16 protein-coding genes and 2 pseudogenes are annotated in these 13,282 nt (G+C 31.2%); 2 read left to right on the forward strand and 16 right to left on the reverse strand.

From position 1 onward, the window contains the following. Window positions 1-19: 19 nt before the first annotated feature. Window positions 20-115: pseudogene (locus J5Y03_RS20105) on the forward strand (GNAT family N-acetyltransferase); the annotation flags it as partial. 200 nt (window positions 116-315) lie between these two features. Here the strand turns inward: J5Y03_RS20105 and J5Y03_RS08530 are convergent. The 3 genes from J5Y03_RS08530 to J5Y03_RS08540 form a co-directional block, all read right to left on the reverse strand. Then, the gene (locus J5Y03_RS08530; RefSeq protein ID WP_209404586.1) at window positions 316-624 is read right to left on the reverse strand and encodes a hypothetical protein; all 309 of its coding nucleotides are present in this window, start codon (window positions 622-624) and stop codon (window positions 316-318) included. 123 nt (window positions 625-747) lie between these two features. Beyond that, window positions 748-1,167, reverse strand: a complete 420-nt coding sequence (locus J5Y03_RS08535; protein ID WP_209404588.1) for an NUDIX hydrolase — start codon at window positions 1,165-1,167, stop codon at window positions 748-750. 40 nt (window positions 1,168-1,207) lie between these two features. After that, window positions 1,208-1,699 carry a GNAT family N-acetyltransferase gene (locus J5Y03_RS08540; protein WP_209404590.1) on the reverse strand — a complete coding sequence of 164 codons (492 nt, stop codon included), beginning with the start codon at window positions 1,697-1,699 and terminating at the stop codon, window positions 1,208-1,210. 152 nt (window positions 1,700-1,851) lie between these two features. Between J5Y03_RS08540 and J5Y03_RS08545 the strand changes: the two are divergent. Beyond that, window positions 1,852-2,553, forward strand: a pseudogene (locus tag J5Y03_RS08545) (class I SAM-dependent methyltransferase). Window positions 2,554-2,644: 91 nt separating this feature from the next. On the opposite strand, the gene J5Y03_RS08550 reads toward J5Y03_RS08545, so the two are convergent. From J5Y03_RS08550 to J5Y03_RS08610, 13 genes are all read right to left on the reverse strand, one after another. Beyond that, on the reverse strand, window positions 2,645-3,490 hold the full coding sequence (locus J5Y03_RS08550) for a hypothetical protein (RefSeq protein ID WP_209404592.1): 846 nt from the start codon (window positions 3,488-3,490) through the stop codon (window positions 2,645-2,647). Between the two features lie 39 nt (window positions 3,491-3,529). Then, window positions 3,530-4,096, reverse strand: coding sequence for a DJ-1/PfpI family protein (locus tag J5Y03_RS08555; protein WP_209404594.1), 567 nt, complete (start codon window positions 4,094-4,096; stop codon window positions 3,530-3,532). Window positions 4,097-4,274: 178 nt separating this feature from the next. Then, complete coding sequence (locus J5Y03_RS08560; protein ID WP_209404596.1) at window positions 4,275-5,039, reverse strand: SDR family NAD(P)-dependent oxidoreductase; 765 nt, start codon at window positions 5,037-5,039, stop codon at window positions 4,275-4,277. Window positions 5,040-5,329: 290 nt separating this feature from the next. Continuing rightward, window positions 5,330-6,271 carry a hypothetical protein gene (locus J5Y03_RS08565; RefSeq protein ID WP_209404598.1) on the reverse strand — a complete coding sequence of 314 codons (942 nt, stop codon included), beginning with the start codon at window positions 6,269-6,271 and terminating at the stop codon, window positions 5,330-5,332. A gap of 29 nt (window positions 6,272-6,300) precedes the next feature. Continuing rightward, window positions 6,301-6,783, reverse strand: coding sequence for a GNAT family N-acetyltransferase (locus J5Y03_RS08570; RefSeq protein ID WP_209404602.1), 483 nt, complete (start codon window positions 6,781-6,783; stop codon window positions 6,301-6,303). A 31-nt stretch (window positions 6,784-6,814) separates the two neighbouring features. Further along, a complete protein-coding gene (locus tag J5Y03_RS08575) occupies window positions 6,815-7,156 on the reverse strand; it encodes a cupin domain-containing protein (RefSeq protein ID WP_209404604.1) in 342 nt (113 codons plus the stop codon). Between the two features lie 516 nt (window positions 7,157-7,672). Further along, window positions 7,673-8,536, reverse strand: a complete 864-nt coding sequence (locus J5Y03_RS08580; protein ID WP_209404607.1) for a Cof-type HAD-IIB family hydrolase — start codon at window positions 8,534-8,536, stop codon at window positions 7,673-7,675. 1 nt (window position 8,537) lies between these two features. Next, window positions 8,538-9,317 (reverse strand): DeoR/GlpR family DNA-binding transcription regulator, encoded by a 780-nt coding sequence (locus J5Y03_RS08585; RefSeq protein WP_209404609.1) that lies wholly within the window; start codon window positions 9,315-9,317, stop codon window positions 8,538-8,540. A 153-nt stretch (window positions 9,318-9,470) separates the two neighbouring features. Next, the gene (locus J5Y03_RS08590) at window positions 9,471-10,703 is read right to left on the reverse strand and encodes an MFS transporter (RefSeq protein ID WP_209404611.1); all 1,233 of its coding nucleotides are present in this window, start codon (window positions 10,701-10,703) and stop codon (window positions 9,471-9,473) included. Between the two features lie 59 nt (window positions 10,704-10,762). Beyond that, on the reverse strand, window positions 10,763-11,233 hold the full coding sequence (locus tag J5Y03_RS08595) for an ArsR/SmtB family transcription factor (protein WP_209404613.1): 471 nt from the start codon (window positions 11,231-11,233) through the stop codon (window positions 10,763-10,765). Between the two features lie 251 nt (window positions 11,234-11,484). Beyond that, entirely contained in the window at window positions 11,485-11,742 is a 258-nt protein-coding gene (locus J5Y03_RS08600) for a DUF4190 domain-containing protein (protein ID WP_209404615.1), read from the reverse strand. 27 nt (window positions 11,743-11,769) lie between these two features. After that, window positions 11,770-12,243 carry a GNAT family N-acetyltransferase gene (locus tag J5Y03_RS08605; RefSeq protein ID WP_209404617.1) on the reverse strand — a complete coding sequence of 158 codons (474 nt, stop codon included), beginning with the start codon at window positions 12,241-12,243 and terminating at the stop codon, window positions 11,770-11,772. A gap of 49 nt (window positions 12,244-12,292) precedes the next feature. After that, the gene (locus J5Y03_RS08610; protein WP_209404619.1) at window positions 12,293-13,252 is read right to left on the reverse strand and encodes an acetamidase/formamidase family protein; all 960 of its coding nucleotides are present in this window, start codon (window positions 13,250-13,252) and stop codon (window positions 12,293-12,295) included. Window positions 13,253-13,282: the final 30 nt, after the last annotated feature.

Raw genomic sequence — 13,282 nt, forward strand, 5'->3', positions numbered from 1 at the left:
GTGAGAGAAGTCTGGCTAACGCAAAGAAGGAACATTGAGACAGAATAGACTTTTAATAGATACATATGAAGACGTTTATGTTTACGGAATTTTAAAAACAGAATATACGTTTTGAATCCCAAATAAGATTGGTAGTATGATGACAAAAGGAAAACCTTCAGAACTTGGTTTCCTTTTGTATTTCTCAAAAATCAACATTGTAGTTTATTAGAGTCTTGATAATAAAAAAGAATGGTTGCCAAAAATAGACAGCCACTCTTTTTTGTACTTTATAAACCTCTATGTTCTCTTAGTTATGTATTCTGATTGAATTCATTAATAATTTCTCCAACCACTTTCTGAATGAACTTGAGTTATTTTACTATTATTCACAAACTCAATCTTTTTTCCATCTACTTTGTACTTTGTTACTTTATATTTAATCTTAGCTGAATCGTACTTAGGATGCTCAAACATAAAAGAAAAGTTTTCCCATAACTTGTCAGATTCACTCCCAATTTCTCTATATAACCAAAATATTTTCCACTCTTTAAATTTTTCAGAAAGTTCATTTTGCTTAACTAGAAGGTCCAAAATTTCATTTGCAGTTAAAGTTTTTGTAATAGTTGACTCTTTTTTCGTCATTTGAACAGTAAATTTATTATACTCATTTTGAATTGAACGAAAGTTTGCTGCTAGAAAGAAAGCAACAATAACAAATATAAAAATCAGTAATTTTTTATATTTAATAATTATTCTCCTCCATTTCTATTGCTTTTGATAATTTTTTTCTTGTATGAAACTAATTAAATATTCTCTATCCTCAGGAAAGGATAAATCCAGTTCCTTTAATTCATTAACAGATTTCCATGACACCTCATAAATCAATCCATCTGGATCTTGTATTTTACATTCCCCACCAACAACCTCAACTTCAAAATAGTGAACTATTACGTCAAATCCATATGAATTGCCTTCTTTTACAAATAAGGATTTAACAATCCCAACCTCATATCCAGTTTCTTCACTAATCTCTCTAATGCAACATTCTTCATATGTTTCATTTAACTCTTTTCCTCCAGAAGGAATAGACCATACCTTCTTCTTATGTGGCTGTCCTTGTAAAACCATTAACATCTCATTTTTCTCATTTACACAAATACCCGCTGAACCTATCCATTTCTTCACTTTTATATCCCCACTTTTTCCATCTAGAATAATAGTATTCTTAATTAACAGTATTTATTTGCTTAAATAACACTTTTTGAGGACCACTTCTTCCTTCTGCTTTTTGACCTCTATCAACGAACCCTGATTTTAAATAAAGACTAGTTGCTACATTGTTTCGATCATTAACAGCTAGGACAATCTCTGTATAGTTAGGCAATAATTTTGAAACAAGCTGATCCAATAATTCCAATGATTGTTTCCCGAACCCTTTTCCTTGTTGATCTGAATTTATTGAATAAGATCGAAGTAGAATTGCTCTTTCATTTTCTGTATACTCTTTAACTGATTCTCCGATTTGTAATACAAAATATCCCACAGGTAAATCATGATTTAAGATGACAATCCTATAGCAATCAGGATTGTTTATTGAAACTCGTATTGATTCAATTGGTAATCTAGTAAACTGTTCCTGTCCTTCTACTAATTTAAATAATTTTAGTTGGTCATAATACTCTGGTTTATATAATGAAAGACTAACTTTTGAATCCATAAAAAATCCTCCTAAAAATGGAATCTCCGTCTCTTTGTAAAATTCCACAGAAACAAAGATTATCCTTTTAGACCTTTTGCTAAGGTAGGAAAAATGGGATTAGATAAAGAAAACTATTAAAAAGATATTTTTTAATAATTAGGGGGAAAACGTTGAATAGAATAGAAATGATTCGAAATGAGGAGAGAAAATATCACGATTTTTGCTACGAAAACTATCGTTTATTTGAAGAAGGCTCTTGGTTATCTAACCCTGTAAAAACTGTAATAGATTTACTACCATTATTTAAAAACAATATTAACTTACAAGTTCTAGATATAGGTTGCGGAGTAGGGAGAAATAGTATTCCGATTGCCGAAGTGATTAAACAAAAGAACGGGAAAATTGCATGTGTTGATCTATTAGATTCCGCATTAAATAAGTTAAAACAGTATAGTAAAAAAATTAAAGTGGAAGATGTCATTCAACCGGTAAAAGCTGACAACGGGAACTACGAAATAAAACCAAATGAGTTTGATTTTATTGTTGCAGTATCAAGTTTAGAACATGTTGATTAAGAGGATACTTTCGAAAAGGTTATCTATAAAATGGCAAGTGGCACAAAGAACAAAGGGATAAATTGTATTATAGTGAATTCCGAAGTTGAAGAAATTGATATAGAAACGAATAGAAAGCTAGAAGCCCAAATGGAAATAAATCTATCCACAGAGAACATGTTGAATAAATTGAGCAGTATTTATGTAGGATGGGAAGTATTAACTAAACTTGTAAAACCATTAGAATATAATAATACTCGAGGCGGAAAACAAATATTACTAAAAACAAATGCCGTCACGTATGTTGTAAGAAAATAGATTGAATCCTTCTCTACTATATTCATATATTAGGTAAACTTTTGCAAAACGACTGTCAATTGACAGCCGTTTTTTACCTAACTCCTTTCCCCTAGACTGACTTCCATTCTTTCCAGGCCTCTAAATACATAGGTAAATCAGCCGGATGATGTTTAATACAAGTTCCAATTCGACAATACAAGTTAACAATTACTTCTTCTTTTAAAGATTGAGCACAATCTAATATTTTTGCCGCTTCAACAATTGTTTCCATATTTAATAATTCTGGTGAAGAACAAAATGCAAAGCTAAGTTCATGTATCACTGGACCAATCGTAGGGATCGGATCAATCACTCCAACTAGATCAGACGATTCGTTAAATAAAAAATTATGGAACCCACAATCACCATGTAATAAGTAAGGTTTATAATTTTGCGTAGTACAAAGTCTATTGACTATCTCCATTACCATCTTAAACTCTTTTTCTGACAAAATATCACCAATTGTGTTTCTACTATAAGTTATTCGCTCTTCCTGAAAATCAAACCAAGATGAAAAAGGAGTATCTAAGTTTCCCCATTGAGAAATATCACTGACAGGCTTCAATTGGCTTAGCACTTTTGTAGCCAGTTGATTTATTATTTTCTTCTTATTCTCTCTTTTAAAGTCTCCACTTCCATTTTGGAAATCATAAACAAGAAATCCTTTATCCGAGTCAGCATAGACAAACTTAGGAAAAAGAGAGATAGATTGATACTCGTTCATAAAATTCTCGACTAAATTGATGTATTGACTATCATCTGTTTTAACAATGACACTCGGCTCTCCCTCATTATTGAGAAGTACACCTATCACACTATCAGTCGTTCCATTAAATTGTTTAAAATTATCATATTCTCTATTTATTAATTTCTTATTATGTAAAATTTGAATAATTTCTTGTATGTTTCCCCTCATATTATCACCCATAAGTCTTTAACTGATTTTAAAACAGTATTATGAAAGTCCCTTACAAAATTTCAGTGCATTCTCTTTTTGATGTTCACTACTCCACAGTTTAAGTGTATCTCCTACTGCAATTGTAAATTCTGCAAATGCTGTCCCTTTTGCTGTAATGAGTCCATCTGAAACACGGATTAGTTCTCCAGTATAATTAGCATCTAAAAATACATCTTGAAAGCTTTCAACTGTATTAGGTAAACATGTAAAACTCTTTCTTTTTAATAAACCCGCTTTCCCTAAAAGAGCCGCTGATGCACAAATTGCAGCAATCGGAATTTTTAGACTAAAAGCATTTTGTAGCAGCACTACCAAACTTTGTTCGTCTAACAGCTCTCTAATTCCATCTCTACCTGATATTAAGACTAAATCATAATCCCTAACATTTACTTCTTCAATCTTTACCTGCGGGCAAGTAATTAGCCCTCCTAAGCTAGTAACATTTTCTCCTAAAAGGGTAGCTGTTTCGATTTCATACTTCCCTACTTTTTTAACAAAAAATAATGTATTTGCAATTTCAAAATCTGCATATTGATTGTATGCAATGAAAAGGATTTTTTTCATTTTTTGATCTCCTTCTATATAAAATGACATGAATGATATGAAGTTTTTCATTACTCTATTCTATATTTACATTGATTTCCCTTCATTTGAACTTTCTTTGTATCGAGACCTAAACAAAAAAGCTAACAGTCATCGTTAGCTTTCTTATGTCACATATTTAATTTATTTATAAAAGGATTTACTTTTCCTGTCCCACATACTTAGCAATCTTTGCCGAAATGCTTCTTGGGAAAAATTTTGCTGCATATGCACCTAAAGAATTTAGTGTTCCAGTAATAATAACTCGTTTTCCTTTAAATAGAGCACTATATCCTTGTTTTGCTACAACTTCAGAAGACATAGCTTTACTAAACATTTTTGTATTCTCAACATTTGCAACTGAACCAAAGTTTGTTTTTGTAGCACCAGGACACAGCGTTGTTACAGTTACATTGCTACCTCTCAATTCCTCAACTAATGCTTCTGAAAATGATAAAACATATGCTTTTGTAGCGTAATAAACTGCCATTAACGGCCCTGGCTGAAATGATGCTGTGCTTGCAACATTTAAGATCCTTGCTGACTTTTTCTTTTTCATTTCATGTAAGAAATAATAAGTTAGCTGAGTAAGTGCCGTAATATTTAATTGAATCATTTCCGTTTGTTTTCTTATATCTAATTGATCAAAATTGCCTAATAATCCAAATCCAGCATTATTGACTAATATATCAATGTCAATGTCATGCTTTTTTACCTCTTCATAAACTTCTTTAGCTGAATCTGGTAAACTTAAATCCTTTGGAATTATTGTTACTTCCACATTTTGAAACTTCTCTTTTATTTCCTTCATTTTTTGCTCATTTCGAGCAACTAATACAAGATTAAATCCATCATTTGCAAACAACTTTACGAATTCATATCCTAAACCACTAGTCGCACCAGTTATCAATACAGTCTTAGACATTATTTATCACTCCACAAGTTTATATGTTTAAATGTTTAATCATATGATAACAATAAACTATTTTAGATTCAAATAATTACTTCTAAGTTGAAATTTTTAGAAATACAATGGTTTCGTTCAAACGAATTGCAAAACTGGAGGAATGAAACATGTTACATGATAAAAAAATTGTGATTATTGGTGGAATTTCTAGAGTTGGTTGAGAACAGCTAGATTGGATTTTGAAAACTTAAAACGACTGTCATAATGTGAATTAACAATAGACAGTCGTTTTATGATTAAATCCTACATTATTTTGTAGCAGATGTATTTTTTACATAGTTTGGAAATTTATTTGGAAGATTTTGTTGGTATTGATCAAGTTCAGCTAGTAATTGGTCAATGGAACTATTAGCAATTTCTAGTTGCTTCATAGCCAGTCCAATGGCAAGTTTAGCTTTTCCAACGTCTCTTTTTTTAATCGCATCAATTAAATCGTCATTTTTAACGGTGCTTACTCCCAATACAGATTGATATTTTCCCATCATTTTTTCAATGTCATCCTGTATTTGCATTTTAATAGTGAAGTTCATATTTAATACTTGATATGCTTGATTTAAAATATCTTGTTCTTTCAAAAACACATCCATCATTCGTGAGAAGGTTTTTATTGATGCTGTTTGATAATTCCCATATTCAGTTGGAATCATACTTTGGATATAGCTTTCATTTTCTTGTTGAAATTGAAATTCAACTTCTTGTGTGTATTCATTAATGGCGTTCTTCAGTTCATCTTGTTGATCTAGCACTTTGAGTAAGAATGATCTTTGTTTTGTATAATAAGCATTCGCATTTTTGGCATCATTTTTTTTGAGATATGTATTAAAAGTTGCAGTCACCTTTTTCATATCGACCAAGCCATTATCTTTTCGCGTTTTATCAATTTTTGTTTTAAATGTAGCTGTTTTATATTTTAACTCATCTACTCCTGTATAGTTATACTTTACGAAATCTTTCACATAGGATTGCAATTTAGTATAGTTTCCGTACAAAACCGAATCATTTAAAGCAAATTCTTTTTTTAATATGTTTAATTGTTTTATATAAGTACTAATTTGATTTTTTAAAACACTTTGCGTATTCGTTAGTTTGGATGATGCTGCGAATATCGAAGCAGGTGTTGATCCAAGTAATAGAACCCCAGTTAATGTACTTACCAGTGAAAATGAAACAATTTTCCGATTAATTTCCATAAATTATCTCCTCATTTCATATTACTATTTTAGTTTATTAACCTTGTATCAAATTCTTGAATTGACTTTCTATTTTCGTCATATCTTTCTTTAAAATGGTCATTCGTATAGTTTGAGATTGTACTTCTCCAAAATCCTTGAGCAGGGTAGTTCTTTTCAACTTGAGTAATTCGCCATTTCCCTGGGAACATATTAAATAATTTTGTAGCCACTATTTTTCCATATCCCCTCCCGTTATACTTTTGAATGATAAAAAATTCCCTTATTGAATTAGGAGAGGTCTCAGTTTCATTTTCAACAAGTGTAAAACCAATGTACTCTTCTTCAAGTTTAATAAAAAATGCATGAAAATTAGGATTCGTCCAATATTGATCTAATTCAAAAGGCTTATAGGATCCATTTTGTTCAAGCTTAATTTTCTGCAAGTATTTACTAAACTCATAGATGTAAAATTGCATGAGATTGTGTAATATGGCTTCTTCATCTTGTGAAACTGGAAATAAATTTACCAACTATATTCCCCCAATCATTTATATTCTTAGATTAACTACTTAGAACTCTATCTCCCCTACTATTTGGCTGTGAGATAACTAAGAATTCTATCTCTTCATTTGACTCATTTTTCATTTGATGCAAAGTAAATGGTGGAATTTCTACACCTTCAAATTTATTTAATAAAATGACCTCACCATTTATTTCTATTGTTCCACTCCCAGATAAAACAAAGAAAAATTGTTGAGACTTTGAATGAAAGTGCCTTACTTCCTTCGTGTTAGGAGGCATTTTTTCAAGGATCACACTTAATTCTTCATTTTTTACTAAATCCCAACCATCACAACTTCCTCCCCATATATAATGTTCAGCATTCTTATTACTAATTTTCACTTTTAAACCTCCATGTGTAATACTTTCAAATGTTCATAGCTACTATTTCTAGAATTTGCACATATTTTCCTTTAGTTATCAGATTTAATATACTGTTACTTTTTCGAAAGGCTCCTCTTTTACATCAAAATATTTTGATTAAGGAGCTGTTAAGTCATGTTTTATAACGAAATTGAAATGTATGCAAAATTAAAAAAAGAAGCTACTCAACATATTTCTAATAATTCATGGAATTTATCTACTATTAAAAAGGATAGCCTCCTGAAAAAGGCACTAATGTACCTGAAGATGAAAAAAGGAAGTAAAAGATTATCCCCAAAACTTGATGATTGTGTGTGTTCTTGTTAATAAAAAGTAATTGGTAATGTAGTTTGATTAAGGCTATAAAATAAGGTAAAAGATCTCAAACCACAGACCTTTTACCTTTTATATGAAATCACTGATTGTCACGCCGCAAAAAGCATCATGCGTAACGCCAATCTATGATTTTATATCTCCTTTAAATTACGGATGAAATTAATTCGTATTATTAATCAATTTATAAATAAAATGAGCTACTCCATCTTCATCATTCGTGAGTGTAATTTCCTTACATGCATTTTTTATTTCCTCATTTGCGTTTCCCATCGCTGCACTTCTTCCTGCAATTTTCAACATTGATAAATCATTGAAACTATCTCCTACAGCAGCTGTTTCAACTAATTCAATGTTAAGCTTATTTGCAAGAATTTCGAGTGCATTTCCTTTTGAAGCATTTTTGTGTTCTAATTCGAAATTATGATTAGCAGACTTAACAATTGTTAGCTCTTTTTGTGTCTCAAATTTACTCCAACCTTTTTTAAGCTTTTCTTCATGAAACGAAAAAGCCAGTATATTATAAATATCTAGATCTTCTTCTATATCTTTATATGATTGAATAAAAGAGAATCCAGCTTGGCTATTTTGTTTCTCAGCTGCAGATTGAAGTTCTTCTATATTTACATCTGGGTTAGCACTTTTTATTCGGTCCATTTCAATTACCAACAAATCTTGCCCTTTTTGAGGCGAATAGATTGAATGATTGCTAGATACTTCATAATAAAAACCTTCTTTTTCAAGCCAACTTAACGCGTCAATTGCCACTTCTTTATTAATTGGTATGGAGTGAAACAGTTCACCATTTGGCTTATGAATCGTTGCACCATTCGCACTAATTATCCAAGTAGTAATTCCTGTATCTTTAAATATTCTTTTAACATCAAAGTGAGCACGACCCGTTGCAACTACTACTTCAATGCCATTTTTTTGTGCATCTATAATCGCTTCTAAATTCTTATCACTAATACGATTTTCTTCATTTAGTAATGTACCATCTAAATCTACTGCGATTAATTTAGTCATTTTACTCGTCTCCTTCATCTTCTATGTCAGCTATTAAAAGTTCAACATTGTATTTTCGCAATAAATCCAAGAAAGATTTCTCAGGTGTTTTATCCGTAATCAAAAGATCTATATCCTGTAAATCAGTAAACTTAAAGAAATGTGTCTTTCCTAATTTTGTATGATCCGCTAAAACAATCACTTGATTAGCTTGCTGAATCATTTTTCGTTTCACCATTCCATCCTCTTCAAGGGCATTTGTTAATCCTCGTTCAGATATTCCTGCTACACCTATAAAAGCCTTATCTACATGGTATTCTGATAATTTTTCTATAACGGATGTTCCATAAAGAAATTTATGTTCCTTTTGTAGCTTTCCACCTAATAGTTGAATAGCTATTTCTGATTTGGAAGATAATATTTCTGCTTGATTGATCGAATTTGTAATGACCGTACAATCAATATTTTTTATGTGTTCAGCACATGATTGAACTGTAGTTGATACATCCAAAATAACCCGATCATTCGGGTAAATTAAAGAAGCTGCGACTTTCCCGATGCTACTTTTCTCTTCCGATACAATTTTCAAACGGTTCGAATAATCTTTTATTTCATGAGGGTTTGATGGAAGGATTGCCCCACCTCGAGTACGAACAATTCTTTTTTCTTCTTCAAGCCGAACAAGATCCCTTCTTGCTGTATCTCTTGAAACATCAAATAAAGCACATATTTGTTCTACAGAAATTCGTTTATTCGTTTTTAAGAAATCCACTATTGCAACTAAACGTTCCTCTTGAAACATCAATATCCATCCTCACTTACAATCACTTAAGTATTTATAAGTTATTATATACTATTTTTAAGTAAACACAACCAAAAGCACAAGTAAAGGTAAGTAAAAATAGCAAAAAGAAAAAAGAGTCTGTTTGACTCTTTAAGTTTTCAACTTTATAAATTAGCCTTCTAGTTGTTCACTAAGATATTTCTCATTTACAGGTTTCATAACAATGACTAACAAAACTACCGATAAACAAAAAATGATCAATGTCCCACTAATAATCGTTATACGTAAAGATAAAATCTGCCCGAAATACCCTATTACTAATACCATGCAAATTTTTAATAAGCTTTGAAACAAACCAAAAATACTATTAAGCCTACCCATCATATCAATCGGAAAGCTTTGTTGAAAAAACGTAACAAATCCAGTGTTTGAAGCTGCTGAGAAGAATCCTAACAAGATAAAACCTACTGAAATAGTGTAGAACGAATTAGAGAAAGCATAGATACAATATCCTATAGAAAATACTATGCTACCTACACCCATTAGGATTTTAGTAGAAAGTTTTTTTGAAAAGATTGAAATTAAAAAAGACGAACTTACGTAACCAATCCCGGTTATACTTACTAAAAAACCAAAATCAGATTGAGTTAATCCGACTACTTTTTGTGTAAAAACAACTTCTTGTGTATCTAATGAAAATGCAAACACCATCATTAATTGAAATAAGATATAGATAGACATGATCGAAGTAGATGTTTTCACAAATCCCCCGACTTGTACCCAATCCTCTTTTAACAACTTGATTGAGAACTTTGTTTTCTTAGCTTCTTCACTGACATGGTCTGACGGTAAAAATAAAAAAACAATTCCAGAAAGAAGAAAAGAAACTGCGTTAATATAAATAGCTACTGAAGGTGTATTATTTATTAACAATAAACCTGCAAATGCTGGACCGACGATAAACGCACCTGATGTTACAATTCCTTGATAAGCATTAAATTGTTTTCTTTGTTCTTTTGGAATGTGTTTTGCGATATATGTTGATGATGTAGGACCGAATATTGAACTTGCTATATTGACAGTGAATATAAAGATGTAAGTGAGTGTAATAGAAGATAAAAGTGGGATAAATGCAATAATGAGTGCCCGAATGATATCCATTGTAATTAAAATTGTCCGTTTATTTAAGCGATCAATAAACATCCCCGACCAAAATTGTGTACATAACGAAGCAATTGGACCAATAATCCAAAGCCCAGCAACTGCTACAGCTGAATGTGTACGTTCAAAAATAATAACATTTATAGCTACTAAATAGACAAAATCACCTAAATTAGAAATTCCTGAACCTAGTAACATTAAAATAGGATTTCTCCAGGACAACCGTAATTGTTGATTTTTCATAACTTTCCTCCTTTTTCCATTTCATACTTACATAAAAAACTCCCAAATTACAAAATGTTCTATTCTAAATGTTCCTTTGATTCTTCAGCAATCTCACAGGAAACAGAAAATTCCTTCTTATCCTCATCTGTACTCTCTTTCTGAGCAATGCCTTCCCATCTAACGAGCAGTTGTTCCATTTCCCATAAAAATTGTTTCTTTTCACTTTCATTTAGCAATAAGTTTGTCGCCATTTTGATTCCATTTCTCTGACCTTCTCCCTTTTCATGAATCTCAAAACGTGTTGCTTTCGAACGGTAATATTTTTCAATTATTCCTCGATTTTTAACTTCTTTCGTAAGCTCTAAAATGCCACCTTCATACAATTGCTGAATATGGTAATGCACACTTCCATTAGATTTCCCTAAACTTGTAGCTACTTCTTTCGCTGTCATTTCTTTGTCTTTTAATAAATAAATGATTTTGATTCTTGTTGCATTTGCAACTAACTTTTGCTGGTCTGCTGATATTTTCAAACTATTATTCTCCATAATATTCTCCTTTTTTATTTTATAATCTAACTTTATAGAACATTCTATTTTTTTAGAACAATATCCTCTTTTTTCTTAAAAATTTTTTCATACTAAAAAGATCTGATTCAAAAAAAACACAATACGTGTTCTTTCCGAACCAGACCAACGCCAAGTCTACCTATTTGTTTTCATTTTTTTACAAATAACTTCTTAATTTAAATTAACCAACTAATAAATACTAAATACTATCTTTTATCAGATTTCGTTTATTAGTTAGACACTTTAATACTAAAATACGAAACATAACTTAAAATAAAGAATAATTGAATGCATATTCCTAAAATACTTATAACCATTCCAGATATAGCTAAACCCATGCCTTTTTCTTTTAAATTATTTATCTCTTTAATAGCTTTGTTTGATATAACAACTCCAACGATCGCTCCGATTAAGCCAATAACAGGAATAAATATTGATACAATACTTAATATTATTGAAGTTATAGCTTTACTATTCGTTTTTTCCACTTTACAACCTCCTGAAAAATGTAATTGTTAAACTAACTCTTTCACAAATAAAACTCGATCTTTATTTGAACCATCATAACCAATATGGACTGATATACCATCAACAAATCCATTACCATCTTCAATCTTAAATTCCATTTTCGTATGGTAAGCAATAGAAACTTTGTTAACTGGAGAAGTTACACAACGAACAATATTTCGACCATTTTGTTGAACAACTTTAAAAAATTCTTCGTATAATTTTTTTCCGAGATTTTGTTTTCGATACGCTGGATGGACTCCAACAAAATGAATATAAGCTTCATTAGAATGCGTTTGTGATAAGAAGCCAATCAGAAAGCCTACAATTTGCTCATCGTCTTCAACAATAAAGCTTGTATTTGTAAAATGGTCAAAGAATAACTTAGGAAGCATATCGGACATATTTCTTCCTCCCCACCACTCATTAATTAATGGAGATATAGCATAGTAATCAGAACCTTTTACAAAACGTAACTTCATTTGTTTCCCATCCTACTCTTTTATTTGAAGTTTTATATAGTTTACTTGGTTAAGATTGTATAACTCCATGAGGTAATACAGCGTGTACACCTTTTACGGAATTTACAATTTGAGTAATTCTTAAATCTACAAATATACTTGCTAACGCATTAGCTTCTACTTTATCAACATGATACAAATCTTGAATCAACTCTAACATTCCTTCAAGGGCCATAATGGTAGCTTCGTTTAAGTCTTCATGTAAACCAAACGTAATCCATCCAACTGGTGTATTTGCTCTAGGCATTTTCAAATGCATATCTTCTCTTACAACAAATGTAAGATCCACCATTTCCATAGGACATTCAATCGCTGTACCAGAGACTTCTCCATCACCTTGAGCAGCGTGTCCATCGCCAACAGAGAATAATGCATTTTCTACAGCTATCGGTAAGTACAAAACACTACCTTTCACTAGCTCCTTACAATCTATATTCCCACCACAATACCTTGGTGGGATAGTAGAATGAATCCCCGGCTCACTTGGAGCATTACTCATTACGCCCATAAATGGTTTAAGAGATACAGAGAATGTCTTATTTTTATAATGACATGTTCCTATTTCATTTTTACTATTTAAATCCCAATCTAGGATAACTTTAGGAACTTCAGATAAACCCAATTTGTTATTATGCCATTCTTTGGATCCACCTGCACAATTCCTACCATACCAACTAGGTACAATCTCATTTATAGTAATTTCTAAAGTCATACCAGGTTTTGCATCTCGAATAGCAATAGGTCCAATCATAGGGTGTCCCCATTCCGTTTCATTTTCCTTTTCCCTTGATTCATAATGAACTCTATTACCTTCTTTTGGAGAATATCCCCAACCTATATCAATCGTACAATATTGAACAGAATCCCCAGAGTTAATGGTTAAAATCGGCTTATATTGATTACTAAACGATCCATGTAAGTTCGAATTTTTCACTTTAATCGTATGTATTTCATTTAGATACTCTTTCATATTTCCACCTTATTTACACCTTTAAATTAT

This window comes from Gottfriedia endophytica (assembly GCF_017814275.1).
Lineage (GTDB): Bacteria > Bacillota > Bacilli > Bacillales > Bacillaceae_G > Gottfriedia > Gottfriedia endophytica.